The sequence below is a fragment of the Dolichospermum sp. FACHB-1091 genome (assembly GCF_014697585.1).
Classification (GTDB): Bacteria; Cyanobacteriota; Cyanobacteriia; order Cyanobacteriales; family Nostocaceae; genus Dolichospermum.
The window spans coordinates 25564-40410 of the sequence record NZ_JACJSB010000004.1 but is presented as its reverse complement, the minus strand read 5'-3'; the positions used below and the strand labels follow the sequence as shown (position 1 = coordinate 40410).

General features: G+C 36.6%; 19 protein-coding genes and 3 pseudogenes. 8 read left to right on the top strand and 14 right to left on the bottom strand.

What is annotated here, in order from left to right; translation table 11 throughout:
- Positions 1-22 precede the first annotated feature (22 nt).
- From H6G25_RS03460 to H6G25_RS03440, 5 genes are all read left to right on the top strand, one after another.
- Positions 23-601, top strand: a complete 579-nt coding sequence (locus tag H6G25_RS03460; RefSeq protein ID WP_190391282.1) for a Uma2 family endonuclease — start codon at positions 23-25, stop codon at positions 599-601.
- Between the two features lie 61 nt (positions 602-662).
- Complete coding sequence (locus H6G25_RS03455) at positions 663-1241, top strand: hypothetical protein (RefSeq protein WP_190391281.1); 579 nt, start codon at positions 663-665, stop codon at positions 1239-1241.
- Positions 1242-1433: 192 nt separating this feature from the next.
- On the top strand, positions 1434-2066 hold the full coding sequence (locus H6G25_RS03450) for a hypothetical protein (RefSeq protein ID WP_190391280.1): 633 nt from the start codon (positions 1434-1436) through the stop codon (positions 2064-2066).
- Between the two features lie 183 nt (positions 2067-2249).
- A complete protein-coding gene (locus tag H6G25_RS03445; RefSeq protein WP_190391279.1) occupies positions 2250-2765 on the top strand; it encodes a peptidylprolyl isomerase in 516 nt (171 codons plus the stop codon).
- A gap of 215 nt (positions 2766-2980) precedes the next feature.
- Positions 2981-3625, top strand: coding sequence for a hypothetical protein (locus H6G25_RS03440; protein ID WP_190391278.1), 645 nt, complete (start codon positions 2981-2983; stop codon positions 3623-3625).
- 72 nt (positions 3626-3697) lie between these two features.
- Here H6G25_RS03440 and H6G25_RS03435 read toward each other — a convergent pair whose 3' ends face one another.
- From H6G25_RS03435 to H6G25_RS03425, 3 genes are all read right to left on the bottom strand, one after another.
- On the bottom strand, positions 3698-4273 hold the full coding sequence (locus H6G25_RS03435; protein WP_190391277.1) for a Uma2 family endonuclease: 576 nt from the start codon (positions 4271-4273) through the stop codon (positions 3698-3700).
- 117 nt (positions 4274-4390) lie between these two features.
- A complete protein-coding gene (locus tag H6G25_RS03430; RefSeq protein WP_190391276.1) occupies positions 4391-4528 on the bottom strand; it encodes a hypothetical protein in 138 nt (45 codons plus the stop codon).
- A gap of 296 nt (positions 4529-4824) precedes the next feature.
- Positions 4825-5139 carry a hypothetical protein gene (locus H6G25_RS03425; RefSeq protein WP_168358372.1) on the bottom strand — a complete coding sequence of 105 codons (315 nt, stop codon included), beginning with the start codon at positions 5137-5139 and terminating at the stop codon, positions 4825-4827.
- A gap of 79 nt (positions 5140-5218) precedes the next feature.
- Between H6G25_RS03425 and H6G25_RS03420 the strand changes: the two genes are divergently transcribed.
- Positions 5219-5431: a hypothetical protein gene (locus tag H6G25_RS03420; RefSeq protein WP_190391275.1), complete on the top strand. Its 213-nt coding sequence runs from the start codon at positions 5219-5221 to the stop codon at positions 5429-5431.
- Here H6G25_RS03420 and H6G25_RS03415 read toward each other — a convergent pair whose 3' ends face one another.
- The 5 genes from H6G25_RS03415 to H6G25_RS03395 all read right to left on the bottom strand — a co-directional run bounded on the left by H6G25_RS03415 (position 5432) and on the right by H6G25_RS03395 (position 8085).
- Positions 5432-5773, bottom strand: coding sequence for a DUF5615 family PIN-like protein (locus tag H6G25_RS03415; RefSeq protein ID WP_190391274.1), 342 nt, complete (start codon positions 5771-5773; stop codon positions 5432-5434).
- The gene (locus H6G25_RS03410; RefSeq protein ID WP_039201637.1) at positions 5770-5994 is read right to left on the bottom strand and encodes a DUF433 domain-containing protein; all 225 of its coding nucleotides are present in this window, start codon (positions 5992-5994) and stop codon (positions 5770-5772) included. The genes H6G25_RS03415 and H6G25_RS03410 overlap by 4 nt, the downstream gene beginning before the upstream one ends.
- A gap of 422 nt (positions 5995-6416) precedes the next feature.
- Positions 6417-6713, bottom strand: coding sequence for a DUF6516 family protein (locus tag H6G25_RS03405; RefSeq protein WP_199319648.1), 297 nt, complete (start codon positions 6711-6713; stop codon positions 6417-6419).
- The gene (locus H6G25_RS03400; RefSeq protein ID WP_190391273.1) at positions 6688-7002 is read right to left on the bottom strand and encodes a hypothetical protein; all 315 of its coding nucleotides are present in this window, start codon (positions 7000-7002) and stop codon (positions 6688-6690) included. Before H6G25_RS03400 ends, H6G25_RS03405 begins: the two co-directional genes overlap by 26 nt.
- Before the next feature lie 306 nt (positions 7003-7308).
- Entirely contained in the window at positions 7309-8085 is a 777-nt protein-coding gene (locus H6G25_RS03395) for a Uma2 family endonuclease (RefSeq protein WP_190391272.1), read from the bottom strand.
- Positions 8086-8221: 136 nt separating this feature from the next.
- On the opposite strand from H6G25_RS03395, the gene H6G25_RS03390 reads away from it, so the two are divergent.
- Positions 8222-8611 (top strand): hypothetical protein, encoded by a 390-nt coding sequence (locus H6G25_RS03390; RefSeq protein ID WP_190391271.1) that lies wholly within the window; start codon positions 8222-8224, stop codon positions 8609-8611.
- Positions 8612-8627: 16 nt separating this feature from the next.
- On the opposite strand, the gene H6G25_RS03385 is transcribed toward H6G25_RS03390, so the two are convergent.
- Both H6G25_RS03385 and H6G25_RS03380 read right to left on the bottom strand, forming a co-directional pair.
- A complete protein-coding gene (locus tag H6G25_RS03385) occupies positions 8628-9236 on the bottom strand; it encodes a Uma2 family endonuclease (RefSeq protein WP_190391270.1) in 609 nt (202 codons plus the stop codon).
- Between the two features lie 66 nt (positions 9237-9302).
- Positions 9303-10037 carry a Uma2 family endonuclease gene (locus H6G25_RS03380; RefSeq protein WP_190391269.1) on the bottom strand — a complete coding sequence of 245 codons (735 nt, stop codon included), beginning with the start codon at positions 10035-10037 and terminating at the stop codon, positions 9303-9305.
- A gap of 389 nt (positions 10038-10426) precedes the next feature.
- Here H6G25_RS03380 and H6G25_RS03375 point away from each other — a divergent pair, with 389 nt between their 5' ends.
- The gene (locus H6G25_RS03375; protein ID WP_190391268.1) at positions 10427-10675 is read left to right on the top strand and encodes a hypothetical protein; all 249 of its coding nucleotides are present in this window, start codon (positions 10427-10429) and stop codon (positions 10673-10675) included.
- Positions 10676-11048: 373 nt separating this feature from the next.
- Here H6G25_RS03375 and H6G25_RS03370 read toward each other — a convergent pair.
- The 4 genes and pseudogenes from H6G25_RS03370 to nifH all read right to left on the bottom strand — a co-directional run.
- A pseudogene (locus H6G25_RS03370) lies at positions 11049-11519 on the bottom strand (nitrogenase component 1); the annotation flags it as partial.
- A gap of 293 nt (positions 11520-11812) precedes the next feature.
- A complete protein-coding gene (locus H6G25_RS03365) occupies positions 11813-13222 on the bottom strand; it encodes a site-specific integrase (RefSeq protein ID WP_190391267.1) in 1410 nt (469 codons plus the stop codon).
- A 97-nt stretch (positions 13223-13319) separates the two neighbouring features.
- Positions 13320-14234, bottom strand: a pseudogene (locus H6G25_RS03360) (nitrogenase component 1); the annotation flags it as partial.
- 131 nt (positions 14235-14365) lie between these two features.
- Positions 14366-14827, bottom strand: a pseudogene (gene nifH, locus H6G25_RS03355) (nitrogenase reductase); the annotation flags it as partial.
- Positions 14828-14847 lie beyond the last annotated feature (20 nt).

Sequence of the window (14847 nt, the reverse complement as noted above, 5' to 3'; positions counted from 1 at the left end):
ACAAACCGATAAAAATCCTGATATGATAGCCATTGCCCAACAACCAGCAAAAATGACCATTGAGGAATATCTTGCATGGGAACTTGACCAGGATATTCGCTATGAATACATCAACGGTGAAGTTTTCGCCATGACAGGTGATACAATTCCCCATAATGATATTGCTCTAAATCTTTACACATCTTTACGTCCACACCTCCGTCCTAGAGGTTGTCGAATCAATGTATCAGATGTAAAAGTACAAGTTACCTCTAACGGTCCATACTTCTATCCTGATCTTATCGTCAGTTGTCACCCTGAAGACATCAATACCCGTAAATTTATTCAAAATCCTAAATTAATTGTTGAAGTTCTTTCTCCCGGTACAAGCGGTAAAGATAGAGGGGAAAAATTTAGATATTATCTCACCATACCCACCTTACAAGAATATATCTTGATTGATTCTGAAAAAATTTCTGTTGAACGTTATTGTCGAGGAGAAGGAAGATTATGGCTTTATTATCAATATACAATGGGAGACATAATCACCTTCTCAAGTATTGCATTTGAATTTCCCATAGAAATGCTGTATGATAGTGTGGGACTGGAAACAGAAACATAAAATCACATTTCCCAAATAAATTCGATTAATGTCAGCTAAAATTTAATCCCTTATTAAAATTATGGCCAAGCGTAAAAAAAGCAATCTTCAATGGATTAAAGAAACCCTAGAATTAAGCCCAGACCATCACTGGGAAGGACCTGATGATTATAAGATTTTTGTGGCTGGGAGGGGTGCAGTTCGCTTCAATGTTCCCCAAAATTGGGTATTTGAACCACAGGAAAAATCTTTCAAGTTCATGGATAAAAAACCACCTGATGATGACTGTTGTTTAGAGTTATCTTACAATCATTTACCTCCTAATGACTGGACACTTTTTCCCCTTAAACACACTTTAAAAAAAATCATGGAAGATGATAGTCGTAATGTGATTGAAAGAGGAGAAGTTATAACTGTAAAAAGACAAACTGCTAAAATAATGTGGTGTGAAATTAAATTTATTGATACTCAAACCGAACCCAGGGAAGCTTTTTCTCGGACTTGTGTTGGTTTAGGTTCTAATATTCAATGTTTAATTACCTTTGATTATTGGGCAGATCAAGCAGAGCAATTAATACCTGTTTGGGATGAAGTCATGCGGAGTTTAACACTAGGATTATATATCAGAGATCCTAGAACCGGTTTAGCTTTTCCTGATTAAAAGGTTAATTAACAAATCATCTGTGTTTATCTGCGTTTATCTGCGTTTAATTATGATTTATTGTACCTAACTTGAATGGTAATTACTGATGGTAACTATTTATAGTAGTTATAGTAGTTATTGGACTAGATTGGCACAATGTGGTTAGATGTTATGGAAAACGTAATTTCCTTTTTCATACTTCCTCTTAATATGCAAACCGATCTTATTAAACAATTACAAGTCAATCTTTCTGTAACTACTGCTACTATAGCCTTGTTGGTGACAGCGCCATCCATGGCTCATGGTCAGGTTAATCGTACCATCACTAAGCCAGCCTCATCAACTCCTAAGACATCAGTAGTTAATATATCCATTACTGAGGCTGAGGTGCTGGCTGCTCAGAAAGCCTGGGGTCAAGCATTGGTTAATATCAGCACTACCTATGATGAGAAAGGAATGGCCGCTGCTAAGAAATTAGCTGACGATATAATAGATACACTATACGCTTATCAATCAGGATTGGTGTTGTTTAAACCTACCTTAACAACTGGAGATCAGACCTTCCGCACAACACACAAAGGAGCTTTGTCTTATTTTGTGGGTGGTGATTCCTCTTTCCCTAAAGATACTGGTTTTGCTCTCAACGGATGGCGAAAGGTGGAAATTCGCAACGCTGGTATTTTTATTGTTGGTAATACTGCTACCACTATGGGTAATGTTTCCATAACTGATAAAACAGGTAAAGTGACAACAGTAGATAAAACCTGGCAGTTTATTAGAGGTGGTGATGGGAAATTGCGTATTATTCTACACCATTCTTCTCTGCCCTATAGTCCAAAATAAATATGAAATAGATCCCCGAATTCTCCCAGAAGTCGGGGCTATGAAATATCTCTATTAAAGATCAAAATGATTTTACATTTCTTTACAGAGTTTATTTTTCATGCCAACTTATTTATTTTCAAGATATTGGGTAAACTAGAAGCGATAAAGTAAACCATTACACAGATTGGTAATTCAATATTCATGGCAAATCCCACCGCAACTCTGGAAACTTCCCTTGGTACTATTACTCTTGAGCTATTTACCGATGTTATGCCCATAACGGCGGGAAATTTCATCAAATTGGCCAAAAGTGGGTTTTATGATGGGCTACATTTCCACCGTGTGATCAATAACTTCATGGTGCAGTTTGGTTGTCCCTACAGCAAAGATCCTAGCTCCCCCCGTGCAGGAACAGGTAATAGTCCTGATGGGTGTATTCAAGATGAGCATCCCGCAGATGGGAAACTTTCTAATGAACCGGGAACTCTATCTATGGCTAATACCGGGAGGCCTAATAGTGGTAGTTGCCAGTTTTTCATCAACACTGTCCACAACTCCTATCTGGATTGGTTTACCCCCGGTCAATCTAAGCATCCCGTGTTTGGTCGAGTTACTGAAGGCATGGATGTATTAAAAGCCATCGAAACAACTCCAACAGGATCTGGCGATCGCCCCAAAACTCCGGTGAAAATGATCAAAGTAACTATCCACGAATAAACTAGAATAAACCGAAAAATTGGTGCGGGGATTTTCGCCGCACATCCCTATTTTCAGGCAAAATCCTCTGTTTTTTTCATTGTTCACCCGACAAACTAGATCCCCAATTTCTCAGATCATTAAATGATAGCATGGTAATTACTGATGGTAACTATTGACTGGGTTGGCACAACGTGGTTAGATGTTACTGAAAACTTTTGTAACTTGCTCTTAATATGCAAACCAATCCGATTAAACAATTACGAGTCAATCTTTCTGTAATTGCTGCTACCATAGCCTTATTGGTTACATTGTTGGTGACAGCGCCATCAATGGCTTATGGTCAAGTTAATAGTACCATCACTAGGCCAGTCTCATCAACTCCTAAGACATCAGTAGTTAATATATCCATTACGGAGTCTGAAGTGCTGGCCGCCCAAAAAGCCTGGGGTAATGCGTTAGTTAATATCAGCACCACCTATGATCAAGAGGGGATAGCCGCCGCTAGAACATTGGCTGAGAAAGTGATAGATGAATTATATGCTTACCAGTGGGGATTGGTGTTGTTTAAGCCAACCTTGACAACTGGAGACCAGACCTTCCGCACAACACACAAAGGAGCTTTGTCTTATTTTGTGGGTGGTGATTCCTCTTTCCCTCAAGATACTGGTTTTGCTCTCAAAGGATGGCGAAAAGTGGAAATTCGCAACGCTGGTATTTTTATTGACGGTAATACTGCTACAACTATGGGTAATGTTGACATTACTGATAAAAAAGGTAAAGTCACAACGGTAGATAAAACCTGGCAGTTTATTAGAGGTGGTGATGGTAAATTGCGTATTATTCTACACCATTCTTCTCTGCCTTATAGTCCAAAATAAACATGAAATAAACCGCCGACTTCCCCCGGAAGTCGGGGATATGAAATGCTGTTGCTTAACTCAACCTACAAATTACTCCTGTGTTTCTTCCTCAGTAAAAACAGGAGGCCATAATTCAGAAATAGGCAATTCCCAACCTGGTAAAAGTTCGGGTAAAGTTAAAATATCATTGTTTCTAAAAACAATTGGTTCACCTAATGTGCGATAAACTGTAACAGTTTCTTCATCAGGATCAATTAAAATTCCGACTACAGCACCCAAATTAATAAAATTGAGAATCTTCTTTTTTAAAGTCTTAATTCTATCACTTTGAGATTTAATTTCTACTACTAAATCAGGTACAAGTTCACCAAAATAACGAGGACTTTGACGTAACCTTGCAGCACGGACAAAGGAAACATCGGGAGCAGTTAAATTACTATCTGGTAAAATAAAACCTCCCGCAGAATCAAATACTCTTCCTAAGCGACGGGGATTTATCCAAGCAAAGAGGAAAGCAATTAAACGACTGCTAATTTCACTAGATACAATATCCGATGGACCCACAATAGAAATTCTCCCGTTTTCTAATTCCATATCATAATCTAAACCTGCATCATTGATAGCAGTTTGCAGTTTTTCTACATCTTTAATAGTCATGATCGGCATAATTTGGGACTCCTGAAAGATAAGATATAGTTGATTAATATTTTACATTAGACCTGTTGTGAAATGTAAAAATATGCTGTTAACGAGAAAAGATATGGAACAAGAAAACGTGATTAATTAGTGAGCGATCGCTGTGGTACATTGTCTGATAGCGTAGCGTGGCGCAAGCCATATCAGGATTTCCAGGATTTCAGGATTTACAGGATGAGGTATCCGGCGGTTAATTGTCTGATAGCGTAGCGTGGCGCAAGCCATATCAGGATTTCCAGGATTTCAGGATTTACAGGATGAGGTATTCGGTGGTTAATTTGTGTTTTGCATTATCATAGCGAAATATTAAGTTGTTTTCATTATCTTGATAATGGAATGAATAAGAGAGCTTTTCTAATGATTCTTGTAGATCAATATATTCTTTGAAAAATAAGCGACTCCCCCGTGAAAATTCTAAATTTCCCTGGATAAACCCGACATAGTTTCATCTAGCATCTAAGGAGAAATTAAAGGATATAATCCACCCTTGGTTCACGTATTTTTGAATAACGACAAGAATATCAGCTTGGTAATTGTTGAGTGACATATTCTATAGTATCCAACTTTTGTAAAGCATTAATTAATTTGTCCTTAATTTTAATTTCTCCTGCCCAACTTACATATTCATCGTCCCCTCCTGATAGGTTTTCTGCTGTCCAATTAGTCAAGAAAAATTCTGATGAAACTTGATATTTTGTTTCAAATTCTTGCAATAATTTATTAGTTTTCTCTAAGGATCTTTGTAAATTTTTAATCTCAGATTCAATAGCTCCTTTAATTAGGTTTTGGACGATTTCAACGTCGGGAGAATCAGATTTAATTTGTACTTGTAACATAAGGTTTACTGTTTGTCGTTACTAATTAATTGTAGCATTTATCTGATAGCGTGGCGCAAGCTATATGAGGATTTACAGGATGAGGTATTCGGTGGTTAATTTGAGCGATCGCTGTGGTACATTGTCTGATAGCGTAGCGTGGCGCAAGCCATATCAGGATTTCCAGGATTTCAGGATTTACAGGATGAGGTATTCGGTGGTTAATTTGAGCGATCGCTGTGGTCAATTGTCTGATAACTTACAGGATGTGATTTATCATTTTAAGCGATCGCTTTCTAGTATCAAACATTAATTATTTAAAAGCTTCAATCTGATCCAAATAAATATTAATTAACTGATGATCAGCCACTAAAATTTCAATTTCTGGCCAAACTCTGGACAGGAGTGAGTGAAATTGACGTTTTCGCACATTCCCAAAGCGTAGATGTACTACTTTAGGCGGGAGTAAATCAACCATTATGCGATCAGAAAAATCTGCATCTTTGGTAACAATTACCAGTTTTCTTTCTTTCGCATACTGCCATATTTGGGTATCACTTGGACTGTCACCTAAGATGGAAACATGGACAATGGGTAAAGATGGGGTAAATTGAATTTTCACGGGTAGATTTTCATCGAATAAAAACCCATTCATGCGATTTTTCTCACTTCGTAGTGATTCCCCATCAACTTTGCTGCAAATTGAATACAAGCATAAATATCTTCTCGTTGTAGAGAGGGGTACTCTTCCAGAATTTCCTCAATTGAATCACCAGCACCTAAAAACTCCATAATTGTTTGTACAGAAATTCGAGTATTAGTAATAATAGGTCGTCCATTGCAAATATCTGGATGAATAGTTATTCTACTTTCCATTTTGTTTACTGTTTGTCGTTAATAATTAATTGTAGCATTTATCTGATAGCGTGGCGCAAGCTATATGAGGATTTTCAGGATGAGGGATCTGTTTGCAGATGAGGTTGCTAATTTGACGGTGATTAATTGTCTGATAGCGTAGCGTGGCGCAAGCCATATCAGGATTTCCAGGATTTTAGGATTTTCAGGATGAGGTATTCGGTGGTTAATTCGAGCGATCGCTGTGGTCAATTGTCTGAATCAGGATTTACAGGATGAGGTATTCGGTGGTTAATTGTCTGAATCAGGATTTCCAGGATTTCAGGATTTACAGGATGAGGTTGCTAATTTGACGGTGATTAATTGGTGAGCGATCGCTGTGGTCAATTGTCTGATAGCGTAGCGTGGCGCAAGCCATATCAGGATTTCCAGGATTTTAGGATTTACAAGATGAGGTATTCGGTGGTTAATTTGTGTTTTGCATTATCATAGCGAAATATTAAGTTGTTTTCATTATCTTGATAATGGAATGAATAAGAGAGCTTTTCTAATGATTCTTGTAGATCAATATATTCTTTGAAAAATAAGCGACTCCCCCGTGAAAATTCTAAATTTCCCTGGATAAACCCGACATAGTTTGATCTAGCATCTAAGGAGAAATTAAAGGATATAATCCACCCTTGGTTCACGTATTTTTGAATAACGACAAGAATATCAGCTTGGTAATTGTTGAGTGACATATTCTATAGTATCCAACTTTTGTAAAGCATTAATTAATTTGTCCTTAATTTTAATTTCTCCTGCCCAACTTACATATTCATCGTCCCCTCCTGATAGGTTTTCTGCTGTCCAATTACTCAAGAAAAATTCTGATGAAACTTGATATTTTGTTTCAAATTCTTGCAATAATTTATTAGTTTTCTCTAAGGATCTTTGTAAATTTTTAATCTCAGATTCAATAGCTCCTTTAATTAGGTTTTGGACGATTTCAACGTCGGGAGAATCAGATTTAATTTGTACTTGTAACATAAGGTTTACTGTTTGTCGTTACTAATTAATTGTAGCATTTATCAGAAGTAGAATTACTGCATTTTCTAGCTAGTCAAAAAGGGTCAGTTTTACTAAGTGAACTGGAAAATAGTTATCAGGTTTATGAGCCAATAGTTAGTAGTATTCAATCCCTAAAAAGGCGTTTCCTTCTTTCTACTCAACAGATAAATGCAGAAGTGAGTTTAGAGATTTCATCTCTGATTAGGAAATTTTACCACAAACTAGATTATAATTAAATCCCTAAATTCCCGACTTTTTCAAGAAGTCAGGGATCTAAATTCTAAATTAGATTCTATCTGGATCAATATTTAATTCTCGCAACTTTGCTGCTAACCGTTGAGCTTTTTCATCAAACATTGTTGCTCTTTGGGCTTCAATTGCTGCTCTTTGAGCTTCAATTGTTGCTCTTTGGGCTTCAATTGCTGCTCTTTGGGTTTCAAATTCTGCACTTTCTTCCGGTGTAGGAACTAAAGATCCAGTAGATGTAAAATACCTTAATAAACCCTGAACAATTCCTAAATATAAACCTAATTCTTGACTCCATAAATGTCCCTTTTCATTAGGTTCTACAGGTTGATATTTACCATGTATTAAATAAAAACCTGCAAATTCTAAAGTATAGGGATCAAACCAAAAATACTCAGGTGTGCGGAAAATATCTTGATAAAGTTCTTTTTTAGTTTCTCTGTCAGTTTTCGCTGTGGTTGGTGAAAGAATTTCCACAATCAGGTTAGGATATTTACCATTTTCTTCCCACACAACCCAACTTTTTCTAGTTTTTCTTTCTGTTCCTAACACTACGAAAAAATCTGGGCCTCTAACATCTTTTGATTTTTTTTGATGGGGACTATAGTAAATACTGAGATTTCCTACAGCATAAAAATCATTTCTCTCTTTCCATAACCATTTGAGAGATTTTATTAAGAGCATTATTTGTTCAAGATGCAGTTCTGTTTCCACGGGAGGTTCATCACTATATAAGTCACTGGGTGGGAAAATTATCTCTTCTGATATATCTTCTAATCCGTGAGATGGAGATTCTGGCGCTTGAGTAATCATCATGATATGATATCAAGTAGTTATTTGTTAATTATAACATGACTCTGAAAATGTTAAGTTATACCTACACAACACAAAAAATTTCTAATTATGTTTATGAAAATGTTACGATATCAGCGGTAGTAGAGGAGGAAAACAAATGAAAAAAGCATTGATGATCAAAATACTCATTTCATCCCTAACTTGCTTAAATATATTTACTCCTCATCAGGTTGCGGCTCAACTTTTACCACAACCTTGGGTAACGGTGGGAAGTAAAGATAGTGAAGTTACCTATGGTGCGGGTGTTAAGGTTTTAGGTTTTGGTGTTGAAGTAGGAAGGGGTCCTCAAGGTGCTATGGGAGCAGATTTTTTAAAATTCTTGAGTTTACCATTTATTTCACCTTATGTCGGAATTGGTTGGTATTCGGAAGATCAAGGAGTGGCTGTTTCCGGTGGTGTACAAGTAGTCACTAGCGATCATATTTTTATCGGTGCTGGTTACAATTCTGTGCGAGGAGTTAATGGTCAAATCGGTGTGAAATTTTAGGGAATGTTTGGATTTTTTAATTCTTTTTTTCAATTCCCTTGTTGTCCGTTAAGCCTTCTATTTCTTCTTCAGTAAAAATAGGAGGCCATAATTCAGAAACAGCTAATTCCCAACCCGGAAAAAGTTCTGGTAAAGTTAAAATATCGCCATTATGAAAAACTATTGGTTCACCTTGAGAACGATAAACTGTTACTGTTTCTTCATCAGGATCAATTAAAATTCCAATAATTGCACCTAATTTGATTAAGTTGAGAATCTTGTTTTTTAATGTTTTAATTCTATCACTTTGAGATTTAATTTCTACTACTAAATCTGGTACAAGTTCGCCAAAATAGCGGGGACTTTGACGCAGACGTGCAGCACTGACAAAAGAAACATCGGGAGCGGTTAAGTTGCTATCAGGTAAAATAAAACCTCCCGCAGAATCAAATACTCTTCCTAAACGACGGGGATAAACCCAATTCGCTAATAGTCGGCTAAAAAGAATACCAATTTCGCTAGATACAATATCTGATGGACCCACAATAGAAATTTTCCCGTTTGTTAATTCAACATCGTAATCTAAACCTGCATCATTGATAGCAGTTTGCAGTTTTTCTACATCTTTAATAGTCATAATTGGCATAAAATAATACTCCTAATATACAAAGTTGGGGTGATTCAAGCAAACACAATTTGATTTGAGATTTGCTTAAATTGTATCTGGATCAATATTTAACTCTCTTAATTTTGCGGCTAACCTTTGAGATTTTTCATTTGATATTTTCGCTTTTTCTGCTTCCATTGCTGCTCTTGTTGCTTCCATCTCTGCGCTTTCTTCCGGTGTAGGAACTAAAACTCCTGATGATGTAAAATATCTTAATAAACCCTCATGAATCCCTAAGTATAAACCCAATTCTTCACTCCATAAATGTCCTTTTTCGTTAGGTTGTAAGGGTTGATATTTGCCACTAATTAAATTAAATCCGGCAAATTCTAATGTATAAGGATCAAACCAGAAATAATCAGGTGTACGGAAAGTATCTTGATAAAGTAGTTTTTTAGTTTCTCTATCAGTTTTAGCTGTAGTTGGTGAAAGAATTTCGACAATGACATGAGGATATTTGCCATTTTCTTCCCACACTACCCAACTTTTTCTAGTTTTTCTTTCTGTTCCTAAAACTACGAAAAAATCTGGACCTCTCACATCTTCTGATTTCTTTTGATGAGGACTATAGTAAATACTTAGGTTTCCGACAGCATAAAAATCAGTTCTCTCCTTCCATAACCATTTGAGAGATTTTATTAAGAGCATTATTTGTTCGAGATGCAGTTCTGTTTCCACGGGAGGTTCATCACTATATAGGTCACTGGGTGGGAAAATGATATCTTCTGATATATCTTCTAAGGTATTAGTTTGTGATTCCAGCGCTTGAGTAATCATCATGGTATGATACCAAGTAGTTATTGGTTTATTGTAGCATTAATTGTCTGAAATGGCTAACGCCACGCTTTGCTATCGGGATATCCATGATTTTAGGATTTATCAGTAGGGTGCGTCAGACAGATATAGGGTTTTCCAGTCTGGTGAAGTACAAAATTATCTGCGTTTATCTGCGTCCATCTGCGTTCAATTATTACTGCTTGTACCTCACTTGAATGGGAATGGCTATAACCTAGTAAAAAAAAGATAAATTAAAAATCTGACGCACCCTAAAGCTAGAAAATGATGTAAACCTTAAACATTAATGATAGCGATTCCTACGGAGGGCTTGCGCGATCGCACTTTCCCAAATATTCAATGATAAAATCAAGAAAACTAAAAATAATCTACCTATGACAGCTACACTCATTAAACCTTCCCAATTCCTACCAGAAGGAATCTGTATCAAGCGTATTAAAAACCTCATGTTATTCAAATTTACCGATAAACTAGGGGAGCGAATGCAAGAACTCCTTGATAAAAATAAATTGAATACTCTTACCCCAGAAGAAGCAATAGAATTAGAAGCAATAGGGGAACTTGATGACATTTTCAGTTATATTAACGCTACTATTGCTGCTCAAGAAAATGGCCATTCCTAAGGACGAGCAACCTGTGAACGAAAATCTCGACAAAGATGGGTTGAAAGTGGTCTACATCCTCCTGAAGATGATCCACAAGAATAATGGAAAAAATAGTTATTAGGGTACATTGGACAAATAATCTAACATACCCTACTATTTAGGCTAATAAAATCCACCCACGAAAACTGATCAAATTTAACAAAATCTCCAAAATCCAAAAATTAATAACGATCTCAAAATCAGATATAATAGGACTTTTACTACTTGCAGTTATTCACAAACAATGTTATTATTAAACATAATAAAATCCATTTAGTCTAAAAATTAAACTCTCTTAATTCCCCAACTAAAAAACCTTAAACTAACGCACCTTTCCAGCAACATTACCAAGTTCGGAGTAATCCCAAGAGTGCATTTGACGGAAAGGAAGACCCATCTTTTGGAAGACATACTTCTCTTTCACACCAGAAGCAACTAGGTCTGGTTTCAATGCTTTGATAAATTCTTCAAATTCGTAAGCGGTAACGTCGTCATAAACGATAGTTCCGTTTTCAATGTAGTGAGTAGTACGTTTATAGTCGTCATTATGAGCGAACTCATAACCAGTACCAATCATCTTCATTCCTAAGTCTTGGAAAGCGGGAACAACGTGACGGGGACGTAAACCACCAACCATCATAGCCACTGTCTTACCTTCCAAACGGGGGCGATATTTAGCAACGATCGCATCCATGGTAGGTTGGTATTTAGCGATTACTTTCTCTGCGTTTTCTTGAATCTTAGCATCAAACTTAGAAGCAATTTCGCGTAAAGAAGCAGCAATCTTGGTAGGACCAAAGAAGTTATATTCTAACCAGGGAATATAAATTTATATTCTGAAAAATATCCATATATAAGATTTTTGATTCTGCTATTTCTCAATCAGCTTATTTATAGATTAAAAAATATTGTTTCTGCATCTAAAAACTAATTATAACCTCAAATTAATTCACAAAATTTGCTTAACCTTGGCTTAAAATTCCCAAATTAATAAAATTGTTTATCTCCAACAGTTTTTCATCTTGATAGATGAATACTGTTTATAGATTTTCCCAATCTAATCAAGTACACACCAATTTATACCCTATTCCCTAGGAGCTTGGGAACTGCTATAGTCTATTTCCATACCTCAGCAATTTGATATTTTGCTAAAGTTTGTCTTAACTGTTTTATCTCAGCTTTTAACTGGAGATTTTCTTGTTTTATAGCTTCGATATCATCCTTTTTATCCACAGCTTGTTTAATTACCTTTTTCCGGTTTTCTAAACTAAACCACTTTTGATAAATTTCTGTATGAATTTCTACAGAATGTCCTAAATTATCAGCAGCAGCCTTAATTGGTACAGCCATAATATGCGCTCTAATTGCCCAAGCATGACGCAAATCATAAGGACTAAAGGGAATATCTACACGTCGAAACCATGAAGAACAATTAACTCGAATAGTATTAATTTCTGTATAACTACTTTTTCCAGAAACTTGACTATTTAAAAGTTCTAAACATTCTAAATTTTTTAAATCAAATAATTCAACCCATTCGGGATATAAGGGTAAAGCTTCCCGATATCCGGTTTTAGTATCAGGGTGTACCTTCCAAGTGTGATCTTTATTTTCAGGATTAAACCACCAACTAATATCAGGATTTACAAATAACTCTCTAGGACGTAAACCATAAGTAGCTAACATTCCATAAACCCATTGCCACATTTTCCAACTTGTTAAACAATCTCTTTTAATTGTCCCTTTTCTCGTCAGTGCATAATTGGCAAATGATTGATAATATCTGACTATATCCTCATCACTAGGAATATCTCTGGGTTGACTTTTTGGTTGTTTATTTTTGATTCCTTCTAATGTAAAGCTAGTTAAGTTAAGTGTTGATCTTAATATCTTTAAGCTTTTAATCGTACTGTACTTTGCATACTCATTATTTAACTCCTGCAATTTTTGATCTATTGCTGATTGCGTCAAAACTGTATCCAATCCGACTAGCCTTTTTAGATGACTGATATAATAAGAAAAAGTGTGTTTACTTTTTTCTGTGAGTTTGTGAGTTTTAAAATATTGAGTTTCAAATTCTGCCAATATTTCACCAATAGTTTTAACTGGATCTTCAAATTGATCAGTAGTTTGTCCTAAGTATTTATCATTCCATGTAAACTGTTTACGAGCAATTAATTTACCTAACTCATGAGCTTCCTCTTCTGCTGTTTTTAAACCATCTAAATTAGCAGGAATATTTAAAGAAAGTTTATATTGTTTTCTCCCAGTTTTTCTGACATCAATTTCACCAGGTTTTAAAGGTAAGGACGCTTGTAACTGAATAGTACCTCCACTAACAACTAGTCCGACTTTTATCTTAGCTGCTTTTAATCGAGATTTGACATCTATTAAACCTTGTTGAAATTTCTCTTCCAGATGTTGCCGAGTAGCTTTCATTTGTGTCTGCGTTCCTAAATAGCTGCCATCGGTAGATGCTGGTGGTGTAAAATCGGTAAAAATTTCCTCTAACCCTTTTTCTCTCATTATCTTAAATTTGGATTAAAATTTAGTCCATTTAGAACAATGAGCAAATTAAACAAAGTTATATATAGACTAAATTCTGGTAGATTTAAGACACATTATCATAGTTTAGACAGGGAATACCATAAGCCTCTTCCATGTGACGGCTGATATAGTTCATAGAACGATAGCAGTGGATGAGGTTCATCTTCACGTTTGGTGTCATCAACATTTCGTTGATTGTACCGTCACCAGACCATTGTGCAACAACACGCAAACCGATTTCTTCTAATAAAATCCGGCTCGCCCAAGCGTCACCACCGATGTTATAGTCACCAATGATGGCTACGTCATAGGGAGTACCTTCAAACTTGAGTGTACCGTCTTTCTTGCCTTGATCTGCTCTGGGGAATACCCAGTCACGAATCATGTCGTTAGCAATGTGGTGTCCTAATGATTGAGACACACCACGGAAACCTTCGCAACGTACGGGAATAACTGGCTTACCGATGGTTTTAGATGTCTTCTTAGCTACTGCTTCGATGTCATCACCAATCAAACCGATAGGACATTCAGATTGAATAGAAACCCCGCGATTTAAGGGGAATAATACATCTAATTCTTCAATTAATTTAGTGAGTTTCTTGTCACCACCAAATACGATGTCCCGTTCTTGGAAGTCGGAGGTGAAGTGCATAGTACCGAAGGTATCAACACCTGTTGTACCTAAGTAGTAGTTACGACGACCGGACCAAGACCAATAACCGCAACCAACTGGACCATGGCTGATGTGGATCATGTCCTTGATAGGACCCCAAACCACACCTTTAGAACCTGCGTAAGCACAACCACGGGCGGTCATTACACCGGGTAAGGATTTGATGTTAGATTTAACACCACAATCGGTTTTACCTTCTTCGTGAACGTTTAAGTGCTTCTCGCGCTTTTTAGCAGCTTTTTCGGGGTAAGCTTTGAGAACTTCTTTAATTAGTTCTTTTCTTTCTTCAACAATCTTCTTGTTGTCTGGAACTGTCATGTCTGGCCTCTTCTGGCTTTTAAAGATATTAATTGGGTAGGGATGGGGAAATTAATCCCCAAGGGCAGAAAGGAAGGTAAAAAGGAGGTAATGTAGAGTTTTCCTTTTTCCTATTCCTCAATTTCTAAATACTACTTGGTAGCAGCAGCGGGTTTACCGATGATTTCAGCGTGCTTGGTGTCATCATCAAGAATACCAAATTCAACCAACAATGCTTCCAACTCATCCATTTCGATAGGTGTGGGGATAGTGAGTTTTTGGTTGTTGATGATTTTCTTCGCTAATGCGCGGTATTCATTACCTTGAGTGCTATCAGGTGCATATTCGTTAACGGTCATACGACGCAATTCTGCGTGTTGAACGATGTTGTCGCGGGGTACGAAGTGAATCATTTGGGTGTTCAAACGTTCAGCTAAGGTTTCGATCAATTCGATTTCGCGGTCAACCTTACGGCTGTTACAAATCAAACCACCTAAACGTACACCACCGGAGTGAGCATATTTCAAAATACCACGAGCGATGTTGTTTGCAGCGTACATCGCCATCATTTCACCAGAGGTAACGATGTAGATTTCTTGTGCTTTACCTTCACGGGAAAGAGCAATAATATAAT